General features: G+C 72.1%; 20 protein-coding genes. 6 read left to right on the top strand and 14 right to left on the bottom strand.

Annotated features, from left to right (window positions below; all coding sequences use genetic code 11):
• Positions 1-316 precede the first annotated feature (316 nt).
• The 7 genes from pheT to infC all read right to left on the bottom strand — a co-directional run bounded on the left by pheT (position 317) and on the right by infC (position 8,050).
• Positions 317-2,845: a phenylalanine--tRNA ligase subunit beta gene (gene pheT, locus OG898_RS23730; RefSeq protein ID WP_266959096.1), complete on the bottom strand. Its 2,529-nt coding sequence runs from the start codon at positions 2,843-2,845 to the stop codon at positions 317-319.
• Complete coding sequence (gene pheS, locus OG898_RS23725; protein ID WP_266959094.1) at positions 2,845-3,972, bottom strand: phenylalanine--tRNA ligase subunit alpha; 1,128 nt, start codon at positions 3,970-3,972, stop codon at positions 2,845-2,847. Before pheS ends, pheT begins: the two co-directional genes overlap by 1 nt.
• Before the next feature lie 151 nt (positions 3,973-4,123).
• The gene (locus OG898_RS23720) at positions 4,124-5,428 is read right to left on the bottom strand and encodes an ATP-binding protein (protein WP_250740393.1); all 1,305 of its coding nucleotides are present in this window, start codon (positions 5,426-5,428) and stop codon (positions 4,124-4,126) included.
• 56 nt (positions 5,429-5,484) lie between these two features.
• Positions 5,485-6,345, bottom strand: coding sequence for an RNA methyltransferase (locus OG898_RS23715; protein ID WP_250740392.1), 861 nt, complete (start codon positions 6,343-6,345; stop codon positions 5,485-5,487).
• A gap of 127 nt (positions 6,346-6,472) precedes the next feature.
• Positions 6,473-6,859, bottom strand: coding sequence for a 50S ribosomal protein L20 (gene rplT / locus OG898_RS23710; RefSeq protein WP_214948116.1), 387 nt, complete (start codon positions 6,857-6,859; stop codon positions 6,473-6,475).
• Between the two features lie 103 nt (positions 6,860-6,962).
• Positions 6,963-7,157 carry a 50S ribosomal protein L35 gene (gene rpmI / locus OG898_RS23705; RefSeq protein ID WP_030157249.1) on the bottom strand — a complete coding sequence of 65 codons (195 nt, stop codon included), beginning with the start codon at positions 7,155-7,157 and terminating at the stop codon, positions 6,963-6,965.
• A gap of 104 nt (positions 7,158-7,261) precedes the next feature.
• Entirely contained in the window at positions 7,262-8,050 is a 789-nt protein-coding gene (gene infC / locus OG898_RS23700; protein ID WP_250740411.1) for a translation initiation factor IF-3, read from the bottom strand.
• A gap of 323 nt (positions 8,051-8,373) precedes the next feature.
• On the opposite strand from infC, the gene OG898_RS23695 reads away from it, so the two are divergent.
• Positions 8,374-8,763, top strand: a complete 390-nt coding sequence (locus OG898_RS23695) for a DUF1844 domain-containing protein (RefSeq protein ID WP_250740391.1) — start codon at positions 8,374-8,376, stop codon at positions 8,761-8,763.
• A 133-nt stretch (positions 8,764-8,896) separates the two neighbouring features.
• The gene (locus OG898_RS23690) at positions 8,897-10,540 is read left to right on the top strand and encodes an IS1182 family transposase (RefSeq protein WP_266956795.1); all 1,644 of its coding nucleotides are present in this window, start codon (positions 8,897-8,899) and stop codon (positions 10,538-10,540) included.
• A gap of 106 nt (positions 10,541-10,646) precedes the next feature.
• On the opposite strand, the gene OG898_RS23685 is transcribed toward OG898_RS23690, so the two are convergent.
• Genes OG898_RS23685 through OG898_RS23675 form a run of 3 tightly spaced genes read right to left on the bottom strand, consistent with a single transcriptional unit; the run spans position 10,647 to position 13,447 of the window.
• Positions 10,647-11,387, bottom strand: a complete 741-nt coding sequence (locus tag OG898_RS23685) for an SseB family protein (RefSeq protein ID WP_250740390.1) — start codon at positions 11,385-11,387, stop codon at positions 10,647-10,649.
• Positions 11,388-11,399: 12 nt separating this feature from the next.
• Positions 11,400-12,584 (bottom strand): type VII secretion-associated serine protease mycosin, encoded by a 1,185-nt coding sequence (gene mycP / locus OG898_RS23680; protein ID WP_266959090.1) that lies wholly within the window; start codon positions 12,582-12,584, stop codon positions 11,400-11,402.
• Positions 12,581-13,447 carry a hypothetical protein gene (locus tag OG898_RS23675; RefSeq protein WP_266959088.1) on the bottom strand — a complete coding sequence of 289 codons (867 nt, stop codon included), beginning with the start codon at positions 13,445-13,447 and terminating at the stop codon, positions 12,581-12,583. The genes mycP and OG898_RS23675 overlap by 4 nt, the downstream gene beginning before the upstream one ends.
• Positions 13,448-13,699: 252 nt before the next feature.
• Here OG898_RS23675 and OG898_RS23670 point away from each other — a divergent pair, with 252 nt between their 5' ends.
• On the top strand, positions 13,700-14,902 hold the full coding sequence (locus tag OG898_RS23670; RefSeq protein ID WP_250740387.1) for an amino acid deaminase/aldolase: 1,203 nt from the start codon (positions 13,700-13,702) through the stop codon (positions 14,900-14,902).
• Between the two features lie 10 nt (positions 14,903-14,912).
• On the opposite strand, the gene OG898_RS23665 is transcribed toward OG898_RS23670, so the two are convergent.
• From OG898_RS23665 to OG898_RS23650, 4 genes are all read right to left on the bottom strand, one after another.
• Positions 14,913-16,217 carry a haloacid dehalogenase-like hydrolase gene (locus OG898_RS23665; protein WP_266959085.1) on the bottom strand — a complete coding sequence of 435 codons (1,305 nt, stop codon included), beginning with the start codon at positions 16,215-16,217 and terminating at the stop codon, positions 14,913-14,915.
• Between the two features lie 122 nt (positions 16,218-16,339).
• Positions 16,340-17,134, bottom strand: a complete 795-nt coding sequence (locus tag OG898_RS23660; RefSeq protein WP_250740385.1) for a 3-oxoacyl-ACP reductase — start codon at positions 17,132-17,134, stop codon at positions 16,340-16,342.
• 5 nt (positions 17,135-17,139) lie between these two features.
• Positions 17,140-18,504, bottom strand: a complete 1,365-nt coding sequence (locus tag OG898_RS23655; RefSeq protein WP_266959083.1) for an aldehyde dehydrogenase — start codon at positions 18,502-18,504, stop codon at positions 17,140-17,142.
• Between the two features lie 100 nt (positions 18,505-18,604).
• Positions 18,605-19,984: a glutamine synthetase family protein gene (locus tag OG898_RS23650; RefSeq protein WP_250740383.1), complete on the bottom strand. Its 1,380-nt coding sequence runs from the start codon at positions 19,982-19,984 to the stop codon at positions 18,605-18,607.
• Positions 19,985-20,061: 77 nt separating this feature from the next.
• On the opposite strand from OG898_RS23650, the gene OG898_RS23645 reads away from it, so the two are divergent.
• The 3 genes from OG898_RS23645 to OG898_RS23635 all read left to right on the top strand — a co-directional run bounded on the left by OG898_RS23645 (position 20,062) and on the right by OG898_RS23635 (position 23,202).
• The gene (locus tag OG898_RS23645) at positions 20,062-20,808 is read left to right on the top strand and encodes a FadR/GntR family transcriptional regulator (protein ID WP_250740382.1); all 747 of its coding nucleotides are present in this window, start codon (positions 20,062-20,064) and stop codon (positions 20,806-20,808) included.
• Between the two features lie 178 nt (positions 20,809-20,986).
• On the top strand, positions 20,987-22,459 hold the full coding sequence (gene eat, locus OG898_RS23640; protein ID WP_266959080.1) for an ethanolamine permease: 1,473 nt from the start codon (positions 20,987-20,989) through the stop codon (positions 22,457-22,459).
• A 47-nt stretch (positions 22,460-22,506) separates the two neighbouring features.
• The gene (locus tag OG898_RS23635; RefSeq protein ID WP_266959078.1) at positions 22,507-23,202 is read left to right on the top strand and encodes a gamma-glutamyl-gamma-aminobutyrate hydrolase family protein; all 696 of its coding nucleotides are present in this window, start codon (positions 22,507-22,509) and stop codon (positions 23,200-23,202) included.
• Positions 23,203-23,250: the final 48 nt, after the last annotated feature.

The raw sequence follows: 23,250 nt of genomic DNA, 5'->3' as shown, positions 1-23,250 counted from the left end.
GACGTCCGCGGCCCCGCCCCCGGGCCCTGCGGGGCTGGTCCCCTACCCGCCCTTCCACCGTTCCCCGGGGCTCCGCCCCAGACCCCGCGCCTCAAACGCCGGCGAGGCTGGATTTTGCCGCGCAGCGGCAAAACCAGCCCGCCCGGCGTTTGAGGGCACGGGCGCGCAGCGCACGTACGGGTCCGGGCAGAGCCCGGGGAACGGTGGAAGGGCGGGTAGGGGACCCCGCCCCGCAGGGCCGCCCGCGCCCGGGTACGGGTGAGGGGGTGCACCCCCTGATCGGGATGCACCCCCTCGACACAGCTAGCGCCAGCGGCTACGCGCCGCGCAGCACCGCCCCGGTCCGCTCGCCCGCCAGGGCGACCGCCGCGTCACGGGCCGCCGTGGACTCCTCGGCGGTCAGCGTCCGGTCGGCCGCACGGAAGCGCAGCGCGTACGCGAGGGACTTCTTGCCCTCGCCCACCTGCTCGCCCTCGAACACGTCGAACAGCCGCAGGGACTCCAGCAGTTCGCCGGCGCCCTTGTGCAGCGCGTCCTCGACGGCCGAAGCCGGCACCGACGCGTCCACGATCAGCGCGACGTCCTGGGTCGCCACCGGGAAGGAGGAGATCCGGGGCGCCTGGAGGGCCTCGCCGCCGGCCGCCGCGAGGCGGTCCAGGTCGAGCTCCATGGCGCTGGTGCGGGCCGGCAGGCCCATCGCCTTGACCACGCGCGGGTGCAGCTCACCGGCGTGGCCGATGACCGTCTCCACCCCGTCCAGGGTGACGAGCAGCTCGGCGCAGCGGCCCGGGTGCCAGGGACCGTACTGGCCCTGGCGCACGACGAGCTCCGCACCGGCCTCGACGGCCAGCGAGCGCGCCGACTGGACCGCGTCGGCCCAGTCGGCCGGACGGCCCTTGCCCCACCAGCCGGCCTGCTCGCGGGCACCGGCGAGCACGACCGCGGCGTAGCGCGGCTGTGCGGGCAGGGCCGCGTTCAGGGTGGCGATCTCCTCGTCGGTGGGACGCCGGTCGACGCCGAGGCGTACGGCGACGCCCGGCTGCGCGGCGGCCCGGAAGACCGAACCGGTCTCGAACAGGGCGAGGTCGTGGCTGCCCCGGCTGTCGTTGCGGCGCAGCGCGCCGAGCAGACCCGGCAGCAGCGTGGTGCGCAGCGCCGGCTCCTCGTCGGAGATCGGGTTGACCAGCTTGACGACCTGGCGGGAGGCGTCGTGCGCGGGCAGCTGGAGCTGGTCGAAGACGCCCTCGCCCAGGAACGGGTAGCTGAGCGCCTCGACGTAGCCCGCGCCGGCCAGCGCGCGGCCGACCCGGCGGTGCAGCTGCTGCCGGGCGGTCAGACCGCGGCCGGAGGGCACCTGCGGGAGGGTGGAGGGAAGGTTCCCGTAGCCCTCCAGCCGGATGACTTCCTCGGCGAGGTCGTTGGGCTCGGCGAGGTCGGGCCGCCACGAGGGCGCCGTGACGACGAGCTCGTCCTGGCCGTAGACGTCGCAGCCGACCTCCTGCAGGCGGCGTACGACGGTCTCCCGGCCGTACTCCATGCCCGCGACCTTGTCGGGGTGGTCCGCGCTCATCGCGATGGTGCGCGGGGCGCCCGGGGCGGTGAGCTCGGTGACGCCGGCCTCGGCCGTGCCGCCCGCGAGCAGCACGAGCAGGTCGACGGTGCGCTGCGCGGCAGCGGCGGCGGCCTGCGGGTCGACGCCGCGCTCGAAGCGCTTGGACGCCTCGGAGGACAGCTTGAGGCGGCGGGCGGTGCGCGAGATCGACACGGAGTCGAAGTGCGCGGCCTCCACGACCACCTCGGTGGTGCCGGTGACGGCGCCCGTTTCCGGGTCGGTGACGGAGTCGGCGATCTCGGTGTTGGCACCGCCCATGACACCGGCGAGCCCGATCGGGCCGCTGTTGTCGGTGATCACCAGGTCCTCGGCGTCGAGCGTGCGCTTGACCCCGTCCAGGGTGGTGAACTTCTCGCCCTGCTCGGCCCGGCGGACGCCGATGGCGCCGTCGATCCGCGAGCGGTCGTAGGCGTGCAGCGGCTGGCCGAGTTCGAGCATCACGTAGTTGGTGATGTCGACGGCGAGCGAGATCGGGCGCATGCCCGCCTTCTGGAGGCGGCGCGTGAGCCAGATCGGGGAACGCGCCTCGGGGTCGAGGCCGGTCACCGTGCGCGCGGTGAAGCGGTCGCAGCCCTGCGGGTCGTCGATCTTGACGGCGTAGCCGTACGAGTTCGGCGCGGGCACGTCGAGCAGCGCCGGGTCGCGCAGCGGCAGGCCGTACGCGGTGGCGGCCTCGCGGGCCACACCGCGCATGGACATGCAGTAGCCGCGGTCCGGGGTGATGTCGATGTCGAGGACCTCGTCGACGAGCTCCAGGAGCTTGATCGCGTCGGTGCCGACCTCGTGCTCGTGCGGCAGCACGATGATGCCGTGCGTGCCGTCGTCGCCCATGCCCAGCTCGTCGCCGGAGCAGATCATGCCGTGGGAGGTGCGGCCGTACGTCTCGCGCGCGGCGATCGCGAAGTCGCCGGGCAGCACCGCGCCAGGCAGGACCACGACGACCTTGTCGCCGACGGAGAAGTTCCGGGCGCCGCAGACGATCTCCTGCGGCTCGCCGGTGCCGTTGGCCGAGCCGACGTCCACCGTGCAGAAGCGGATCGGCTTGCGGAAGCCTTCGAGCTCCTCGATGGTCAGCACCTGGCCGACGACGAGCGGGCCCTTGAGCCCGCCGCCGAGCTGCTCGACGGTCTCGACCTCCAGGCCGGCGTCGACGAGCTTGGCCGCGACGTCGCGACCGGTTTCACCCGCGGGGAGGTCGACGTACTCCCGCAGCCAAGAAAGCGGGACCCGCATCAGATCTCCATCCCGAACGGCCGGGTGAAACGGATGTCACCCTCGACCATGTCTCGCATGTCTTCAACGTTGTGGCGGAACATCAGCATCCGCTCGATGCCGAAGCCGAAGGCGAACCCGCTGTACTTCTCCGGGTCCACACCGCAGGCGATGAGCACCTTCGGGTTGACCATGCCGCAGCCGCCGAGTTCGATCCAGCCCTCGCTGGAGCAGGTACGGCACGGGCGGTCGGGGTTGCCCACCGACTCGCCGCGGCACACGTAGCACTGCATGTCCATCTCGGCGGACGGCTCGGTGAAGGGGAAGAAGTGCGGGCGCAGGCGCGTGGTGGTGCCCTCGCCGAACAGCTCCTGGACCATGTGGTCCATGGTGCCCTTGAGGTCCGCCATGGTCAGGCCCTCGTCCACGGCGAGCAGCTCGACCTGGTGGAAGACCGGGGTGTGCGTCGCATCGAGCTCGTCGGTGCGGTACACCCGCCCCGGGCACACGATGTAGACGGGGGGCTTGCGCTCCAGCAGCGAGCGCGCCTGCACCGGGGAGGTGTGGGTGCGCAGCACGACTCCGGACTCGTCGCCTTCGGTGCCCTCGGGGCCCTTGACGAAGAAGGTGTCCTGCATCTGGCGCGCCGGGTGGTCGGGCGTGAAGTTGAGGGCGTCGAAGTTGAACCACTCCGCCTCGACCTCGGGTCCCTCGGCGACCTCGTACCCCATGGCCACGAAGATGTCCGCGATGCGGTCCATCAGCGTGGTCAGGGGGTGCCGGGCGCCGGCGGGCACGCGGTCGTAGGGCAGCGTGACGTCCACCGCCTCCTCGACCAGCACCCGCTCGTCGCGCTCGGCTTCGAGGGCGACCGTGCGGGCCCCGAACGCCTTGTTCACGGCGCCGCGGGCCTGGCCCACGAGCTTGCCCGCGGTGGCCTTGGCCTGCGGGGGCAGCGCGCCGATCTCTCGGTTGGCGAGCGCCAGGGGCGAGCGGTCGCCCATGTGCGCGGTCTTCGCCTCGCGAAGTTCGTCGAGGTCGCCGGCGGCGGCGAAGGCGGCGAGCGCCTCGTCCCGCATGCGCTCGATCTCTTCCGGTTTCAGTGCCTCGACCTCGACAGGGTCGTACGACTTGTTCGGTGCCGACATCTCTTCCCGTACTTCCGATGGCTGGCTGGTGGTCCCCCGCGCGACGCGCAGGACGCGCTCGGCACTAGGACACAAAGGTGCCAAAGGTCGAGTCTAAAGGTCGCCGGGGGTGAAGGAGCCCGTGGGCCGCCTGGCGAGACGCTCCGCAGGTCTACTGCGTGAGGTATGCCGGGGCGCCGACGGGCAGGATAAATCGGAACTCGGCGCCGCCGCCGGGGCCGCGGCCGACCGTGATCGTGCCGCCGTGGGCTTCGACGATGCCCTTGACGATGTAGAGGCCCAGGCCCGTGCCGCCGCGCTTGCTGCCCCGCCAGAAGCGGGTGAAGACGCGCTTCATCGACTCTTCGGGGATACCAGGGCCTTCATCGGTCACGGTGACGGCGGTTCCCTTCTCGGTCTTCCCCGCGGCGTTCGCGAAGCTGGTCGGCGTCACGTCGATGGTGACGGTTCCCTCGCCGTGGCGCACCGCATTTTCGAGCAGGTTGCCGAGGATCTGGTCGATTTTGTCCGGGTCCGCCCACAAGTCGGGCAGCGGTCGGCTCACACTGACCAGGAACCGCTCCGGGGCCTGCCCGTTCGCGGTGAGCGCCTGGACGTGGCGTCCCACGGCCGTGGAGATGTCGACCGGCTGGCGGCGCACCTCCAGGCGGCCCGAGTCGATGCGGGAGATGTCCAGGAGCTCGGCGATGAGCCGGGTGACGCGGTTCGCGTCGGCGTCGACGGTCTCCAGCATCAATCGCTTCTGGTCGTCGGTGAACCGCTCCCACTTGGCGAGCAGGGTCGCCGTGAACCCCTTCACGGAGGTGAGCGGGGAGCGCAGTTCGTGCGCGACGGTGGCGATCAGCTCGGCGTGGCTGCGCTCGGTGCGCCGCCGGGCCTCGGTGCCCCGCAGGGTGATCACGAGCCGGCGCACCGGGCCCTTGGGGTGGGTGCGCACGTACCGGGCGGAGACGAGCACCTCGCGGCCGCCGGGGAGCAGCAGGTTGCGCTCGGGCTGTCCGCGCCGGGTGGCGAGGCCTCCGTAGGGGTCCGTCAGCGCCCACCAGCGGCGGCCTTCGAGGTCCTCCAGCGGGAGGGCGCGCTCGATGCCCAGGCCGAGGGCCTCGCCCGCCACGAGGGCGGTGATCCGGGCGGCGGCGGAGTTGAAGCAGATGACCCGGCCGGCGGCGTCCGCGATGACGAGCCCGTCGGGCAGGTCGTCGGGGTCGATCCCGAGCGCGGCGTACTCGCCGTGCCCGTCCGCGTCCTCCGGGGCGTCCGGCCCCTCTGCGACTGGGCTTGCGGGGCCTACGTGGCCTACGGGCGCGCTCCGGGCCGGTGAGGGCGGGGCGGAGGCCCCCTGGGGCTGCTGCACGGGCACCCGGGCGGCGGGGGCGGCCAGCTGGGGCACGGTCGCCAGGACCGGTGCGCCGGCCGCCTTGGCGGCACCTGGCGAGCTGTTCGTACCGACGGTCATGTCCCCGTACCCCACATCTCCGAGTACCACAGTGGGCCCCCCGGGCCGCCACATTACTAGCTGGGGGTCACGGAGCGGCACCCTCCGGGCGCCCGCTGTGCACGCGCGGAGGCGTACAGGCACACGGCGGCGGCCGTGGCGAGGTTCAGGCTCTCGGCCTTTCCGTGGATCGGGACCCGTACGACCGCGTCGGCGAGCGCCCTGGTCTCCTCGGGCAGGCCCCAGGCCTCGTTGCCGAAGATCCAGGCCGAGGGGGTGCCCATGGTGCCCGCGTCGAGCTCGGCGTCGAGGTCGTCCGTGCCGGCCCCGTCGGCGGCGAGGATCCGCACGCCGGCCGCGCGCAGCCCCTCGACGGCCTGCTCCACGGGCACGCCGACGGCCACCGGGAGGTGGAAGAGGGAGCCCACGGAGGCGCGTACCGACTTGGGGTTGTACAGGTCCACGGAGGCGTCGGTCAGCACGACCGCGTCGGCTCCGGCGGCGTCCGCGCAGCGCAGCACCGTACCGGCGTTGCCGGGGTCGCGGACGTGCGCGAGGACGGCGACGAGCTTGGGCCGGGCCTTGAGGATCTCCTCGAACGGCGAGTCCAGGAAGTGGCAGACGCCGACCAGGCCCTGCGGGGTGACCGTCTGCGAGACCTCCGCGAGCACCTCGTCGGAGGCGTAGTGGACCCGGGCCCCGGCGGCGTACGCGGCGTCGACGATGTCGGCGTAGCGCTCGGCGGCCTCCACGGTCGCGAACAGCTCGATCAGCGTGGACTCGCCGTCGGCGCCGCGGTGTTCCACGGCCTCGCGCACGGCCTGCGGGCCCTCGGCGATGAAGCGGCGCTCCTTGGTGCGGAAATTACGTCGCGCCAGACGCCTGGCGGCGGCCACCCGGGTGGACCGGGGGGAGATCAGCTCGGCGGGGGTGCCCATGGCGGTCGGCTCGCTTCCGTACGTACAGCGGGTGGAACTCGGTCGAACTCGGTGCTCAACGCACCGGACCCGCAGGCGCGAGGCCTGCGGGTCCGGGCAAGTTACTGCAGCCTTGAGGGCGTGCTGCTTAGGCAGCGACCTTCGGGGCGTTGACGTCGGCCGGGAGGGCCTTCTGCGCGACCTCGACCAGCGCGGCGAACGCGTTGGCGTCGTTGACGGCCAGCTCGGCGAGGATCTTGCGGTCCACCTCGATGTTGGCGGCGTTCAGACCCTGGATGAGGCGGTTGTACGTCATGCCGTTCTGACGGGCAGCCGCGTTGATGCGCTGGATCCAGAGGCGACGGAAGTCACCCTTGCGCTTCTTGCGGTCGTTGAAGTTGTAGACCAGGGAGTGGGTGACCTGCTCCTTGGCCTTGCGGTACAGGCGCGAACGCTGACCGCGGTAGCCCTTGGCCGCCTCGAGGATTGCCCGGCGCTTCTTGTGCGCGTTTACTGCCCGCTTGACGCGTGCCACTTTGTACTCCTTGTAGCGGGGCCGTGGATGACTTCACACGGCCCGAATTCGATGGGGTCCCGGTCTTGACGTGCTCCCGCTCCCGGAAGGGGAGCGGAGGACGTCACTTGCCGAGAAGCTTCTTGATCTTCGCGGCGTCGCCGGGGGCCATCTCCGCGGTGCCGGTCAGGCGGCGGGTGACACGGGACGACTTGTGCTCGAGCAGGTGGCGCTTGCCGGCGCGCTCGCGGAGCACCTTGCCGGAGCCGGTGATCTTGAAGCGCTTCTTGGTCCCGGAGTGCGTCTTGTTCTTCGGCATAGCGCCGTTATCTCCTCGTCGGTGGCGCCCCCACCGGCCCTGGTGGGGGCCGGCTCGCGGGAGCGTCATGTTGTATCGGTGATCCGAGACGGGCTGCCTCGGAATCAGGCCTGGGCAGAGGCCTCGTCCGAGGCGGCTGCCTCGTCGGTGCCGGCCTCGGCCGCGTCGGTCGCCTCGTCCGCTTCGTCGGAAGCGTCCTCCGCGTCCACGTCCTCGGCTTCGAGTGCAGCGTTCTCGGCCTCGAGCGCGGCGTCGGCGGCCAGGGCCTCGTCACCACTCTCGTCGCTGACCGCAACACCCTGGCGCTCGGCCTTGCGGGCGGCCTGCGCCTCGCGGGCTTCGGCCATCGCCTCGGTCTTCTTCTTGTGCGGACCGAGAACCATGATCATGTTTCGGCCGTCCTGCTTCGGGTTCGACTCGATGAAGCCGAGCTCCTCGACGTCCGAAGCGAGACGCTGCAGCAGTCGGTAGCCGAGTTCCGGCCTGGACTGCTCGCGACCACGGAACATGATCGTGATCTTGACCTTGTCGCCCTGCTTGAGGAACCGAACGACGTGACCCTTCTTGGTGTCATAGTCGTGCGGGTCGATCTTCGGCCGGAGCTTCATTTCCTTGATGACCGTGTGCGCCTGGTTCTTGCGCGCCTCACGGGCCTTCATGGCCGACTCGTACTTGAACTTGCCGTAGTCCATGAGCTTGCAGACCGGCGGGCGTGCGGACGCCGCGACCTCGACCAGGTCGAGGTCGTACTCCTGCGCGAGCTCAAGCGCCTTGGCAAGCGGCACGATGCCGACCTGCTCGCCACTCGGGCCGACGAGTCGTACCTCGGGAACGCGAATCCGGTCGTTGATGCGGGGCTCGGTGCTGATGGATCCTCCTCGGTAGCACCACACGGCTGCCTGGAGGGCAGCCGCTGACGTTTTTCCGTCAGACCGACCGCGGCGGGGAATGAAAAAAGCCCCGCCGGGCACAGACGAGGGCTCCAATACAACCGGAGCACCGTCGCGTGCGAACCGCGGGGCGCAAAATCGGGCAGCTTTCCATCGTCCGTACGGAACGATGGATACCACCTGACCGGTGACCCGCCTCCCGTGAGGGCGGCTGGGTGGGAGAATCGGAGCCTCCACTTGTGGGCCGGGCACATAAGTGTCCGGCCGGTCGAAGTACATACTAGCACCCGCGTTGCAAGCCCGCCGCACGGCATATCGTGGGGCACATGACTGACGCGACACCCTCCGGTTCCACGCCCGAATCCGCTGCATCTCCTGCAGCCCCCGACTACGACGACCTGACCCGCGACATCGCGGACGTGCCGGCCGTCGAGGTCATCACCACCGTGGCCGTCCACCTGCTGAGTGCGGCGGCGGTCAACCTGGGCCTGGACAAGCCGGACTCCGAGTACAAGGACCTCGACGAGGCCCGCAAGCTGATCACCGCCCTGGCCGGGCTGGTCACCGCGAGCGCCACCGAGATCAGCTCCTTCCACGCCGCCCCGCTGCGCGACGGCCTGAAGTCCCTCCAGCTCGCCTTCCGCGAGGCCTCGCTGGTGCAGGACGAGCCGGGGCAGGGCCCGGGCGAGAAGTTCACGGGTCCCGTGTACGCGTAACTCCGGAAACAGCAGGAAGGGCGCCTCCCGATGCCGGGACGCTGTTGGTAAATGCTGGCCCTGATATGTGACGTCGGTCCGTTCCACCTCGTTGAGGTGGAACGGACCGACGTTTTGTTTGGGGTGGGGTGCGGTGTCGTTGCGTGGGGTGTCTTTGGGAGAGGTCCCGGCCGGGACTGAGCGGCTGGCGCGGGCGGTGTTTCCCAAGGGGTGCCTGGCGATGCGGCTGCGGGACACGCTGGGGCCGGTGTTCCAGGACGCGGACTTCGCCGGCCTGTTTCCGTCCCGGGGGCGTCCGGCGCTCTCGCCTGCGAGGCTCGCGCTGGTGTCGGTTCTGCAGTTCGTGGAAGGGCTGACGGACCGGCAAGCAGCTCACGCGGTGCGCTCGCGCATCGACTGGAAGTTCGCCCTGGCCCTGGAGCTGGACGACACCGGGTTCGACTTCTCCGTACTCAGCGAGTTCCGCACCCGGCTGGCTGACGGCGAGGCAGGCCGGGCGGTGTTCGACGCGGTGCTGGAGGCTGCCGGCAGTGCGGGGCTGTTGAAGACCGCTGGGCGCCAGCGCACCGACTCCACTCACGTGCTCGCCGCGACGCACGCCCTGAACCGCCTGGAACAGGTAGTGGAGACTCTGCGGGCCGCGCTGAACGAGATCGCCCAGGCCGCCGGTGACTGGCTGTCCGCCCTCGTCGAGCCGGAGTGGTTCGACCGCTACAGCTCCCGCCCGGAGGACCGCCTGTTCCCCAGCCGGTGGGCGGCCCGCATCGAGCACGGAGACCAGACAGGCGCCGACGGCATGACCCTCCTGACGGCCCTGTGGTCCCCGGCCGCACCGCCCGCACTGCGGATGCTGCCGCAGGTGGAGCTTTTGCGCCGGGTGTGGGTGCAGCAGTTCCAGCATGTCGACGGCGTCGTGAAGTGGCGGGAGCCGAAGAACTTACCGCCGGGCCGGATGCGTTACTGCACCCCATATGACCTGGACGCCCGCACCGGGGCGAAGGTCGACCGGGCCTGGGACGGGTTCAAGGTGCACCTCACCGAGACCTGCGAACCCGACGCCCCGCACCTGGTCACGAACGTCGAGACCACCGTCGCGTCGGTATCCGACATGGAAATGACCCCGGTCATCCACAACGAGCTCGCCGCCCGCGGCCGGACCCCGGACATTCATCTGGTCGACGCCGGATACGTCGACGCCAACAACCTGGCGACCGCACTGCACGACCACGGCATCAACCTGGTCGGACCGGTGAAGACGAACACCGGCTGGCAGGCGAAAGCCGGCACCGGCTTCTCCATCGACGCCTTCACCGTCGACTGGGACAACCAGCGGGCGATCTGCCCGAACGGCAAGATCAGCAAGCAGTGGGGCCGACAGACGCACCGCACCGAAGGCCCGGTCTTCTACGCCCGCTTCGCGCCGGCGGACTGCCGCCCCTGTCCTTCCAAGCCGCAGTGCACCCGGGCACCGAAACGCGAGATCACATTCCGCCCTCGTGGAGAACACGAGGCCCTGGCCCAGGCACGGATCGACCAGCAGAGCCCCGAGTGGCAACGCCGCTACGGCCACCGCGCGGGCGTCGAAGGCACCATCGCCCAAGGCGTGCATGCCTTCGGCCTGCGCAGAGCCCGCTACCGCGGCCTCGTGAAGACCCGGCTGCAGCACCAGCTGACCGCAGCGGCCATGAACTTCGCCCGGCTCGACGCCTGGCTCACCGGCCGCCCCCTCGCACCGACCCGGACACCCCCCTTCGCAGCACTCCGCCCCACTGGATAAAGATCCAGCGGGACGGAATTAACCAACGGCGTCCCGATGCCGGGAGGCGCCCTTCTGCGTTCCGGGGGCCGGCGCGTGGGGTCAGCCGTGGGGTCGGCCCGTGGGGTCAGCGCGTGAAGAGCGGCTCGCCCGGCGGGACCGGGGCCCCCTCGGGGAGCAGCGCCAGGTCCAGTCCGCCCACGAGGCGTGCGCGCAGGGTCTCGTCGGCCGCCAGGGCCTCGGCCACCCGGCGGGCCGCCGCCGCGGCCTGCGGGCCGGCCGCCAGCACGATGGCCAGGGTTCCGTCGGCGTCCGCGCCGCCCGGGCCCAGGTGGGCGCCGAGTACGGCCGGTTCTGCGGTCACGACGGCCCGTACGGCCTCGCGCACGGCGGGGTCGGCGAGCGGACCGGCGTCCGTACGGCCCTCGGCGAGCGCGAGCAGCGCGGGGCCCGCGAGCTGGTACGGGACCGGTCCGGACAGGTCGAGGACGATGGTGTCGGCCTTCTCGTGCGCGGCGGCGGCCAGCGCCTGGTGCAGCGGTACCGCCACCGGGCGGGCGGCCGGGTCCCACAGGGCCAGCGAGGCGATGGAGGTGAAGGCGGGCAGGGCCCGCCGGTCCCCCGCCCGCAGGGTCGGGACGGCCATGTCGCTGGTCTTCTCGCGCTTGAGTCCGGTCTCGGGGTCGGTCTCGACCTCGCCGAGGACCGCGACGACGGGAACCAGCAGGCGGGCGTCCCTGAGGGCCGCCAGTACCTCCGGCTCCTTGGCTCTGTCCACGGCCCAGGCGGCCAGGGCCGCGCTCAGCCGGGGATCGGCGGAGCCGTCGTCGTCGGAGAAACCGGGGTCGGGGATGTTTTTGTTCGCCACAGTTCCCCGAGCCTATCCCGCGTAGGGATCCTGCCGTCCGGCCCGGTGCCGCCGGGCCAGTACGCCGGCCGCCACGAGCAGGACCAGCCCGCCGGCCACGCCCGCCGGGGCTCCGAAGCGGGCCCAGGGCCCGGGGGCGGGCACCGGGTCGGGGCCGGCACCGAAGTAGGGGCTCGCGGCCGCGACGGGTACGGGCAGCACCGGTTCGGGGGCCATCCCGTCCGCGGCCTGCAGGGCGGCGGCCGGGTCCACCAGGCCGAAGCCGCGGGAGTCGTCGCGGCCGCCGGGCGGGGAGCCGGAGGCGGTGTCCTCCAGCAGGTTCTTGATCTGCGCCGGGGACAGGTCGGGGTGGGCGGCCTTGAGCAGGGCGACGGCGCCGGAGACGAAGGCGGAGGCGGCACTGGTGCCCCAGCCCTCGTAGTAGGAGCGGTTGGGGTCGGCGATGACCACGTCGACGCCCGGGGCGCTGACGGTGGCGTACCAGTTGCGGGTGGAGAAGGGCGCCTTCTTGTTCTTGCGGTCGACGGCCGTGACGGCGATGACCCCGGGGTAGGCGGCCGGGTACGAGATGCGGTCGCCGTCCTCGCCGCCGTTGCCTGCGGAGGCGACGACGACCACGCCCTTGCCCAGGGCGTACTGGACGGCCTCGTCCTCGGCGGCCTCGTGGTGGGCGGAGCTGCTGTCGTCGCCGAGCGAGAGGTTGATCACGTCGGCGCCGTGGTCGGCGGCCCAGCGGATGCCCTCGGCGAGGGCGCCGCCCTTGTTCTCCCGGGCCTGGTCCCGCTTGGGGTCCTTCTCCTCCAGGATCACCCGGACCGGGAGGATCTTCGCCTGGGGGGCGATGCCGAGGACGCCTCCGAGGCCGAGGGAGCCGTGGCCGTGCCCGGCGATGATCCCCGCCATGGCGGTGCCGTGGCGGGCCCAGGCCCCGTCGCCGCGTCCGGCGCCCATGCCGACGAGGTCGGCGCCCTCCAGGACCTGGCCGACCAGGTCGGGGTGGGTCGGGTCGACCCCGGTGTCGAGGACGGCCACGGTGACCCCGTCGCCCTTGGTGGTGCCCCAGGCCTCCTCGGCGCGCAGGGCCGTCAGCCCCCACTGGCGGTCGCGGATGGCGTCGGCGGCGGCCGGCGGCGCGGCGGTGACGACGAACAGGGCTCCGAGCGCGAGGGCGGCCGGGAGCAGGGCGCGGCGGGTCATCGAGCGGCCTCCCGGGTCGCCGTCGGGGCCTGTGGTGTCTGCGGGTCCGATGCCTGCGGATCTTGTGACGTCGGTGACGTCGGTGACGTCTGCGGGACCGGCCGGCCCTGCGGGGAGACCGCGAGGCCGCGCAGGGTCCGTTCGATCAGGTCGGCGACGGCCTTGGCCTCGTGGCCGAGGCCCGCCTTGGCCACGCGTCCCCTGGCGTCCTCGGCCATCTTGTCCTCGGCGGGGCTGGGCGCACCGAGGCGGCGGCCGTCGGCGAAGGCGGAGACGGCGTAGACGACGACCGGGGCCTCCGCGAGCACGGAGGCGGTCCAGGCGGCGCGGCGGTTGTCGGGGAACCCGTAGCCGGTCGGGGCGGTCAGGCGGCCGCGCAGCGAGTCCATGACGGTGGCGTCCGCGGGGGTGAAGACCATGCCGACGGTGACGAGGGAGCTGCGGGTGGCGTCGGTGTAGGTCGCGCGGAGCACGCGGGTGCACCCGGTTGCGGCGAACAGCGCCTGCCAGTCGGCGGCGAGCGCCTCGGTGCAGGCGGCGTCGGCGGCGGGGGCTATCCGGGTCCACGTGCGGTCGGCGCCGCCCGGCCCGGCGCCCTGGCCGTCGAGGACGGGCGGGAACAGGGTGTCCACGGGGGTGCTGTGCCAGAGGGACGCGGCCTTGCGGTAGGCGGCTTCGGGGGTCAGGGTCCGCTGTGCGGCCCGGTGGTCGGTGACGGCCTTGTATCCGGCCGCACCGGTGAGACCGATGCCGAGGAGGCCGCACAGGGCGGCGGCGAGGACCGTTCCGCGGCGCCGCCGTGGCGGTGCCGGGTCGCGGTCGGGCGCGGTCAGGACCCCGCCGTGCGGTGTGGACGTACTCATCCGGCGGCTCAGCCCCCCGTTCCCGTCGGCTGCCTGCCCTCACTTTACGCGCCCGTCAGGGCCGGAATGCCGACCGGGGAGGAGCGACGTTGCACACGTCCGAACGGCCGCCTCCCCCTCACAAAGGGTCATCGGGCGGTCGAAACCGATCCGTGACCCCGGCGGCCTCCCCGGCCTCTGACCTGGCCGGGGGTCCCGCGGGCTCCGCGAACCCCCTACCCACGAGTACACCCATCTGGCAGGCTGCCGCCCATGAACTCCCCCGCCGCCGACCGGGCCCGTTACGACCGGGCCACCGCCCATCTCGACGCTCCGCTCGCCCTCGTGGATCTGGAGGCGTTCGACGCGAACGCCGACGATCTCGTGCGTCGCGCCGGCGGGAAGCCGGTCCGGGTGGCGAGCAAGTCCGTACGGTGCCGCGCGCTGCTCGAACGGGTCCTCGCACGGCCCGGGTTCGCCGGGATCATGTCCTACACCCTCGCCGAGTCGATCTGGCTGGCCCGCTCGGGCTTCGAGGACGTCCTGCTCGCCTACCCGTCCGCCGACCGGGCCGGCTTCGCCGAGCTCGCCGCGGATCCGAAGCTGGCCGGTGCGGTCACCGTGATGGTCGACGACCTCGCGCAGCTGGAGCTGGTGGACCGGGCCCGCGACGGCGGCGCCCAGGAGATCCGGGTCTGCCTGGAACTGGACACGGCCCTGCAGCTCTTCGGGGGCAGGGTGCGCGTCGGCGCCCGCCGCTCCCCGCTGCGCGAGCCCGCGCAGCTCGCCGAGCTGGCCCGCGCGGTGAGCGCCCGGCCCGGCTTCCGGGTGGTCGGGCTGATGGGCTACGAGGGCCACGTGGCCGGGGTCGGCGACGCGCTCGCGGGCCGTCCGCTGAGGTCGCGCGCCATCCGGCTGATGCAGGGCGCGGCCCGCAAGGAGCTGGCCGCCCGGCGGGCCGAGGCGGTACGGGCCGTGCGCGCGGTCGTGCCGGACCTGGAGTTCGTCAACGGAGGCGGCACCGGCAGCGTCCAGCAGACCGCAGCCGAGGACGCGGTCACGGAGATCGCCGCCGGGTCGGGGCTCTACGTGCCGCGGCTGTTCGACAACTACACCTCGTTCACCGGCCGCCCCGCGGCGCTCTTCGCCCAGCCGGTGGTCCGCCGCCCCGGCGTCGGGGTGGTCACGGTGCTCGGCGGCGGGTACCCGGCCTCCGGCGCGCCCGGCGCGGACCGGCTGCCGGTCCCGTACCTCCCCGAGGGGCTGCGCTACGACCCGCAGGAGGGGGCCGGCGAGGTGCAGACCCCGCTGCTCGGCAGCCCGGCCGACGATCTGCTGATCGGCGACCGGGTCTGGTTCCGGCACGCGAAGGCCGGTGAACTGTGCGAGCGCTTCGACACCTTGCACCTGGTCGAAGGCGACCGGGTGACGGCCACCGCCCCGACCTACCGGGGCGAGGGCCGCACCTTCCTCTAGGGGCCGGGTCCTAGAACACGGAGTCCGTCTGGTCCGGGATGACGCTGGTGTCACCCCGGAGCACGGGCCCCGGGGTGCCGTCACGGCCGGTGAAGCCGGTGGTCGCGCACGGGTACGGCGCGGCCTTCTGCTTCTTGGGCTGGATGAACATCGGGTTCACGATCCACTTGCCGTCGCTGTTGTCGTAGGCGCGGCACATCAGCTCGTTCTTGTTGCGGTTCACGACGAGCCGCAGCACGGTCGCGTCGCGCAGGAACGAGATGTCGGTGTCGGAGTCGCCCGCGGCGAACACCTGGCGGCGGGCGGCCGGCTGGACCTTCTCGGCCGCGGCGCCGCGGACCCCGAAGATCTCCTTGTTGATCCAGCAGCGCTTGCCGTCGATGTACGTGATCATCGTGTCGGCGCCGTCCGCGACGGACCCGCAGCCCTGCAGGTGGGAGGTGAACTTCCCGCCGTACGTGGTGGTGTTGCGGATGCCGATGACGTGCCGGGCGTCGATGCCCACGCCCTCGGCCCACACCTCGACGACCGGCTGCGGCGAGGCCGAGCTGATCCAGACGTCGAAGCCGGCCTTCTGCAGAGCGGCGACGAGCTCCTTCTGCTGGTCGTAGTAGCGCACCCAGCCGGTGGCGGTGGTGGAGCCGACCTGCTGCTTGGCGTCGACCGGGGCGGCCAGGTTCTCGGCCCGTGCGGCGGCGGTGAAGCCGCGGATCTCGCGCGCGGTCCAGCCCTGCATGAGCTGCGGCAGCCAGGCGTAGGCGGGCTCGGTCGTACGGCGGTCCCAGCCGGCGAAGGCGGGGGCGGCCGCGCGGGTGGCGGCGGTGCCGTAGACGGCGTTGATCTCGTCGGCGCAGCCGGCTCCCTCGGGGGTTCCGGTGGGCAGCGGGGCGCCGGGCTTCGCGAGGGCGCCGCAGGCCTCGGCCAGGGCCTGGGCGGCGGCCGGGGTCAGGAAGCGGCTGGTGCCGCTCCAGTCGCCCCCGGCGGGCTGGCGGATCTTGCCGTTGCGCAGCAGCCAGAACATCTGCGCGTCGCCCACGTCGTTCTTGACGACGGTGTTGTCCCAGTCGAAGACGGCGACGGGCTTGTTGCGGTTCGGCCGGTACGGGTTGCAGCTGCCGTAGTCCTCGATGAGCTGCTGCAGCCGGGCCTGGTTGTCCCCGTACCAGGCAGCTTTGAGCTGTGGGGTGGTGCAGTGGCCGGGGCGGGCCGCCTGGGCGGCGGGGGCGGCGGGGGCGGCGGCCACGAGGGTGCCGGCGGCTATCGCGACGGCGGCGCAGACGGCCTGGAGCCGCCGCGCGGAACTGGGTCGGGTCACTGAGCTGGGTTCTCCTGGTTCTTCTTCAAGATCGTCGCGGACGATCGTCGCGGACGGTAGAGCACGACAGCCGGGCGTCGTGCGACGCCCGGCTGTCGGGTGGGTGGTGGGGAGGTGAACGTCTAGAGAGGAGTGACGTACGCGCCGGAGATGCCGCCGTCGACCAGGAAGTCGGTGGCGTTGATGAAGGAGGAGTCGTCGCTCGCGAGGAAGGCGACGGCGGCGGCGATCTCGGTGGGCTCGGCGAACCGGCCCAGCGGGATGTGCACGATCCGGCGGGCGGCGCGCTCCGGGTCCTTGGCGAACAGCTCCTGCAGGAGCGGGGTGTTGACCGGCCCCGGGCAGAGGGCGTTGACGCGGATGCCCTCGCGGGCGAACTGCACGCCGAGCTCGCGGGACATGGCGAGCACGCCGCCCTTGGAGGCGGTGTAGGAGATCTGCGAGGTGGCGGCGCCCATCCGGGCCACGAAGGAGGCGGTGTTGATGATGGAACCGCGGCCCTGGCGCTGCATGTAGGGCAGGGCGGCCTTGCAGCAGAGGTAGACGGAGGTCAGGTTGACGTCCTGGACCCGCTTCCAGGCCTCCAGGCCGGTGGTGAGGATCGAGTCGTCGTCCGGGGGCGAGATGCCGGCGTTGTTGAAGGCGATGTCCACGGAGCCGTAGGTGTCGAAGGCCGTCCTGAACAGGGCCTCGACCTCCTCCGGGCTGGTGACGTCGACCTTGACGAAGGTGCCGCCGACCTCCTCGGCGGCGGCCTTGCCCGCGGTCTCGTCGATGTCGCCGCAGACGACGTTGGCGCCTTCCGAGGCCAGCCGGCGGGCGGTGGCGAGGCCGATGCCGCTGCCGGCTCCGGTGATGACGGCGGTGCGTCCGACCAGGCGGCGGCAGACGATCTCTTCGGTGGACTCAGTGCTCATGCTGTTCAGGCCTCCGTGCTGATGAAGACGTTCTTGGTCTCGGTGAAAGCGGTGAGGGAGTCGGGTCCGAGCTCGCGCCCGAGTCCGGACTGCTTGTAGCCGCCGAAGGGGGTCCAGTAGCGGACGCTGCTGTGGGAGTTGACCGACAGGTTGCCCGCGGCGACGGCGCGCGAGACGCGCAGCGCGCGGCCCACGTCGCGGGTCCACAGGGAGCCGGCGAGGCCGTAGTCGGTGGCGTTGGCCAGGCGTACGGCGTCCTCCTCGTCCTCGAAGGGCAGGACGACGGCGACCGGTCCGAAGACCTCCTCGGTGGCGATGGCGGCGGTGGGGTCGACGCCGGTGACGAGGGTCGGGGGGTACCAGAAGCCGGGGCCCTCGGGGGCGGTGCCCCGGACGACCGTGAGGTCATCGGTGACGTAGGACCGTACGCGGTCCAGCTGCACCCGCGAGATCAGCGGCCCGAGCTGCGTGTTCTCGTCGTACGGGTCCCCGACGACCACCTTCTCGACGGCGGGGGCGAGCAGCTCCATGAACCGGTCGTAGGCGGAGCGCTGTACGAGGATCCGCGTGCGGGCGCAGCAGTCCTGCCCGGTGTTGTCCAGGAAGGACATCGGGGCCGAGGCCGCCGCCGCCTCCAGGTCGGCGTCGGCGAAGACGATGTTGGGGTTCTTGCCGCCGAGTTCGAGGGTGAGGCGCTTCACCCGGTCGGCGCACTTGGCCATGATCCGCTTGCCGATCCGGGTTGAGCCGGTGAACACGATCTTGGCCACCCCCGGGTGCTCGACGAGGGCGTCGCCCGCCACCTCGCCCCGGCCGGGCAGCACCTGGAACAGGTGCTCGGGGAGTCCGGCCTCCAGGGCGAGCTCGGCGAGGCGCAGCGCGGTGAGCGGGGTGGTCTCGGCGGGCTTGAGGATGACCGCGTTGCCCGCGGCCAGCGCCGGGGCCAGGCCCCAGGCGGCGATCGGCATGGGGAAGTTCCAGGGCGCGATCACGCCGATGACGCCGAGGGGTTCGAGGAACGTGACGTCGATGCCGCCCGCGACGGGGATCTGGCGGCCGGAGAGCCGTTCCACTCCCCCGGCGGCGAAGTCGAGCACGTCACGGACGTTGCCGGCTTCCCAGCGGGCGTTGCCGATGGTGTGGCCCGCCTCGCGGACCTCCAGCAGGGCCAGTTCCTCGATGTGCCCGTCGATGACCGCGGCGAAGCGGCGCAGCAGCCTGGCCCGGTCGGCGGGCGCGGCCGCCGCCCAGGCCCGCTGGGCGGCGGTGGCCCGTACGACGGCGGCGTCGACGTCGTCCCGTGTGGCGGCCGGGACGACGGCGACGAGTTCCTCGGTGGCCGGATTCAAGACTTCCAGCGCATCGGACACGTGGTGGCCTTTCAGACGTTCGGGTGCGGTGGGTGCGGTGGTTCCGGTAAAGGGGGTGCGCGGGGACCGCGGGGCGGCTCCCGGGCCGGCTCCCGGGCTCCTAGAGGCGTTCGAAGGAGCGGCGCAGTTCCCAGTCGGTCACGGCGGAGTCGTACGCGTCCAGTTCGACGCGGGCCATGTTCCGGTAGTGGGCGACGACCTCGGGGCCGAAGGCGGCCTTGGCGATCTCGCTGTTCTCCCAGAGCTCGGCGGCCTCGCGCAAGGTGGTGGGAACGTGCGCGAAGTCGGCCGTGTAGGCGTTGCCGGCGCAGGGCTCGGGCAGCTCCAGGCGGTTCTCGATGCCGTAGATCCCGGCCGCGACCAGGCCGGAGACGGCGAGGTACGGGTTGACGTCGCCGCCGGGCAGGCGGTTCTCGAAGCGCATGGAGCGGCCGTGGCCGACCACCCGGAGCGCGCAGGTCCGGTTGTCCACGCCCCAGGCGACGGCGGTCGGCGCGAAGGATCCCGGCCGGAAACGCTTGTAGGAGTTGATGTTGGGGGCGTAGAGAAGGGAGAAGTCGCGCAGCGCGGCGAGCTGGCCGGCCAGGAAGTGGCGCATCACGGGGGACATACCGTCGTGGTCGTGCGCGTCCGGCCCCTCACCGGCCATCGCGTTGCGTCCGTCGGCGTCGTTGAGCGAGAGGTGGATGTGACAGGAATTGCCCTCGCGCTCGTCGTACTTGGCCATGAAGGTGAGCGAGACGCCCTCCTGCGCGGCGATCTCCTTGGCGCCCGTCTTGTAGACGGAGTGCTGGTCACAGGTGGTCAGCGCCTCGTCGTAGCGGAAGACGATCTCGTGCTGGCCGAGGTTGCACTCGCCCTTGGCCGACTCCACGACCAGGCCGGCGGCCTGCATCTCGTTGCGGATGCGGCGCAGCAGGGGCTCGACGCGGCCGGTCCCGAGGATGGAGTAGTCGGTGTTGTACTGGTTGGCGGGGGTCAGGCCGCGGTAGTCGGAGTTCCAGGCCTGCTCGTAGGTGTCCAGGAAGACCATGAACTCCAGCTCGGTGCCCACCATCGCGGTGTACCCGAGCTCGCCGAGGCGTTCGAGCTGGCGGCGCAGGATCTGCCGGGGCGCGGCGACCACGGGCGAGCCGTCGTTCCAGGCGAGGTCGGCGAGGACGAAGGCGCTGCCCGGGTTCCAGGGGATCCGGCGCAGGGTGGCGAGGTCGGGGTGCATGGCGAAGTCGCCGTAGCCCCGGTCCCAGGAGGACATCTCGTACCCGTCGACGGTGTTCATCTCCGTGTCGACGGCGAGGAGGTAGTTGCAGCCCTCGGTGCCGTGCCGGAGGACCTCGTCGAGGAAGAACTGTGCGGCGAACCGCTTGCCCTGGAGGCGCCCCTGCATGTCGGGGAAGGCCAGGACCACTGTGTCGATTTCACCGCTGGCGACGAGAGCGCGGAGCTCCTCGGGCGAAAGCGGCGGCTTGCGGTCTACCACGGGATTCTCTCCTTCGGTGAGCCGAGGGGGCCTAAGGTATTGAATAGAACCATTGCTTGGGAAGGGGAGGAGGCGAGATGACCGATACGACGAGCGAGGACGAGGCCGCGCGGCGGCTCAATCCCGTACTGCGACAGGTGCGGGCGGGCAACGGTTTCGAGGAGGCGCTGGAGCAGATCCTCCAGGTGGTCCGGCTCGGACTGGTACCGGGCGGGGAACGACTGCCGCCGGAGCGCGAGTTGGCCGAGCGGATGGGGATCAGCCGGGTGACGCTCCGCGAGGTGCTGAAGGTACTCCAGGACCAGGGCCTGGTGGAGGCCCGGCGCGGACGGTACGGCGGAACGTTTGTCCTGCCCCGTCCCGACACGCCGGCCGGGGGCACCGAGGAGGAGCTGCGGCGCCGGGTCGCGGGCGTGGACATCGAGGACGTCCTGCGCTTCCGCGAGGTCCTGGAGGTGGGCGCGGCCGGCCTGTGCGCCTCCCAGGGGCTGTCCGAGCGGGACACCGACCGGCTGCTCGGCGCGCTGACCGCCACCCACGACGCCCCGCTGCCCGACTACCGCCGCCAGGACACGCTCTTCCACCTCACCCTGTGCGAACTCGCCGGATCCGCCACCCTGACGGCCCAGTACGCGGCCGTCCGGGCCACCGTGAACGACCTGCTGGACTGCATCCCGCTGCTGGTGCGCAACCTGGAGCACTCGCAGCAGCAGCACAGCACGCTGGTGGAGGCGGTGCTGGACCGGGACCCGGAGGCGGCCCGCGAGGTGATGCGCGAGCACTGCTGCGGCACGGCCGCGCTGCTGCGGGGGTTCCTGACCTGAACCGGACCCGGCCCGGCCCGCCCGCCCCGCACTGACCCGCCTCGCCCCGCCCCGCCCCGCCCCGCCCCGCCCCGACCGAGAGGCTTTCGTAACCCCCGTTTAACGCAGGGGTCTTGCGCCCGCCACGCCCGAGCGGCAAAGGTACGCCCCACAACCATTGCCCTAGGCAGGAGCGCACATGGCCGACGACACCGGCGCACGGCTGGCAGCCGTGCCCCAACCCACCCCGTCCCCCGAGAACGGCACCGACGGCTACCTGGAGCGCCGCACCCTGCGCCGCGGCAGCGCCGGCTGGCTGCTGCTGACCGGTCTCGGCGTCGCGTACGTGGTCTCCGGCGATTTCTCCGGCTGGAACATCGGCCTCGCCCAGGGCGGTTTCGGCGGCCTCGCCATCGCCACCGTCCTGATGGGCGCGATGTACGCGTGCCTGGTCTACTCCCTCGCCGAACTGTCGGCGATCCTGCCCACCGCGGGCGGCGGATACGGCTTCGCCCGCCGGGCGCTCGGCACCTGGGGCGGCTTCCTCACCGGTACCGCGATCCTCATCGAGTACATCCTCGCCCCGGCCGCCATCGCCATCTTCATCGGCGACTACGTGGAGTCGCTCAACCTCTTCGGCCTCACCTCGGGCTGGCCGGTCTACCTCGCCTGCTTCGTCGTCTTCATCGGCATCCACCTCTGGGGCGTGGGCGAAGCCCTCAGCTTCTCCCTGATCGTCACCGCCATCGCCGTGATCGCACTGATCGTCTTCGCCGTCGGCGCGTTCACCCAGTTCGACCCCGCCAACCTCGACAACATCGCCGTCGACACCACCGCCACCGGCGCGAGCTCCTGGCTGCCGCTGGGCATCCTCGGCATCTGGGCCGCCTTCCCCTTCGGCATGTGGTTCTTCCTCGGGGTCGAGGGCGTGCCGCTGGCCGCCGAGGAGGCCAAGGACCCGGTCCGCTCGGTACCCCGAGCCCTGTCGATCTCCATGGGCATCCTCGTCCTCCTGGCCCTGGTCACCTTCCTCGCCTCGACCGGTGCGCGCGGAGCCGACGCCATCAAGGACGCCGGCAACCCGCTGGTCGTGGCCCTGGAGGGCGACCCGAACCTCTCCTGGCTGAAGACCTTCGTCAACTACGCGGGCCTGGCCGGCCTGGTGGCCTCCTTCTTCTCCCTCATCTACGCCGGCTCCCGCCAGCTGTTCGCCCTCTCCCGGGCGGGCTACCTCCCGCGCTTCCTGTCCCTGACCTCGAAGCGCAAGGCCCCGTACCTGGGCCTGCTCATCCCCGGCGCCATCGGTTTCGCCCTGGCCGCCGCCACCGGCAACGGCCCACGCATGCTGAACATGGCGGTCTTCGGCGCGACCATCTCCTACGCCCTGATGGCCCTCTCCCACATCGTGCTGCGGCGCCGCGAGCCCGGCCTGGAGCGCCCGTACCGCACTCCGGGCGGCATCGTGACCTCCACGGTGGCCTTCGTCCTCGCCCTCTCGGCCCTGGTCGCCACCTTCCTGGTGGACAAGGACGCGGCATTCATCGCCCTGGCCGTGTACGCCGTCGCCCTCGCCTACTTCGCGTTCTACAGTCGGCACCACCTGGTGGCCTCCGCCCCGGAGGAGGAGTTCGCGGCGCTGGCGGAAGCAGAGGCCGAGCTCTCCCGCGACTGACCCACCGCTCCCCTCCAGCCCCTCTCGCTCCTCCCGGAGGTACTCCCTTGCCCAGGCCGCTCATCGGCATCAGCACCTACGTCGAGAAGTCCACCCGTTACGGGGTGTGGGACGTCCCCACCGCCCTCGTCCCCACCGGGTACTACGAGCTCGTCCAGGCCTCGGGCGGCACCGCCGTCCTGCTCCCGCCGGACGAACCGGAGGCGGCGGCGGAGGTGCTGACCCGGCTGGACGGCCTGGTCGTCGCGGGCGGCCCGGACGTGGACCCGGTCCGGTACGGGGCTCCGCGCGATCCCCGCACCGGACCGGCGGCCACCGTCCGCGACGCGTGGGAGCTCGCGCTCATCACACAGGCGCTGGCCTCCGGTACGCCCCTGCTCGGCATCTGCCGTGGCATGCAGGCGCTGAACGTGGCCCTGGGCGGCACCCTGATCCAGCACATCGACGGCCACGTGCTGAGCCCCGGCGTGGTCTCCTGGCACCCGGTCCGCCCGGTCCCCGGCACGCTCTACGCGGCCCTGGTCCCGGAGGAGTCGGAGGTCCCGACCTACCACCACCAGGCCGTCGACCGCCTGGGCCGGGGCCTGATCGCCTCCTCCCACGCCGCCGACGGCACGGTGGAGTCCATCGAACTCCCCGACGCCCCCTGGACCCTGGGCGTCCAATGGCACCCGGAACTGGACAAGGACACCCGCGTCATGTCAGCCCTGATCACAGCAGCCTCCACCCCACCGGGCACCTGACCGGGGCGCACCCTTCCCCTGCGGGCCGCCCGGCGCGCCCTTTCAGCC

The organism is Streptomyces sp. NBC_00193 (assembly GCF_026342735.1).
GTDB lineage: Bacteria > Actinomycetota > Actinomycetes > Streptomycetales > Streptomycetaceae > Streptomyces > Streptomyces stoeckheimensis.
Note: the sequence above shows the minus strand (reverse complement) of the source record. Positions and strands in the feature narration are given on the sequence as shown.

What these genes read in the sequence shown, in the direction of transcription:
- OG898_RS23675 (WP_266959088.1), bottom strand. Translation starts at nt 13,447, where the DNA reads ATGAGTACGTCCACACCGCACGGCGGGGTCCTGACCGCGCCCGACCGC.
- rpmI (WP_030157249.1), bottom strand. Translation starts at nt 7,157, where the DNA reads ATGCCGAAGAACAAGACGCACTCCGGGACCAAGAAGCGCTTCAAGATC.
- mycP (WP_266959090.1), bottom strand. Translation starts at nt 12,584, where the DNA reads ATGACCCGCCGCGCCCTGCTCCCGGCCGCCCTCGCGCTCGGAGCCCTG.
- OG898_RS23720 (WP_250740393.1), bottom strand. Translation starts at nt 5,428, where the DNA reads ATGACCGTCGGTACGAACAGCTCGCCAGGTGCCGCCAAGGCGGCCGGC.
- OG898_RS23645 (WP_250740382.1), top strand. Translation starts at nt 20,062, where the DNA reads ATGACCGATACGACGAGCGAGGACGAGGCCGCGCGGCGGCTCAATCCC.
- OG898_RS23670 (WP_250740387.1), top strand. Translation starts at nt 13,700, where the DNA reads ATGAACTCCCCCGCCGCCGACCGGGCCCGTTACGACCGGGCCACCGCC.
- pheS (WP_266959094.1), bottom strand. Translation starts at nt 3,972, where the DNA reads ATGTCGGCACCGAACAAGTCGTACGACCCTGTCGAGGTCGAGGCACTG.
- pheT (WP_266959096.1), bottom strand. Translation starts at nt 2,845, where the DNA reads ATGCGGGTCCCGCTTTCTTGGCTGCGGGAGTACGTCGACCTCCCCGCG.
- OG898_RS23695 (WP_250740391.1), top strand. Translation starts at nt 8,374, where the DNA reads ATGACTGACGCGACACCCTCCGGTTCCACGCCCGAATCCGCTGCATCT.
- OG898_RS23715 (WP_250740392.1), bottom strand. Translation starts at nt 6,345, where the DNA reads ATGGGCACCCCCGCCGAGCTGATCTCCCCCCGGTCCACCCGGGTGGCC.
- OG898_RS23660 (WP_250740385.1), bottom strand. Translation starts at nt 17,134, where the DNA reads ATGAGCACTGAGTCCACCGAAGAGATCGTCTGCCGCCGCCTGGTCGGA.
- eat (WP_266959080.1), top strand. Translation starts at nt 20,987, where the DNA reads ATGGCCGACGACACCGGCGCACGGCTGGCAGCCGTGCCCCAACCCACC.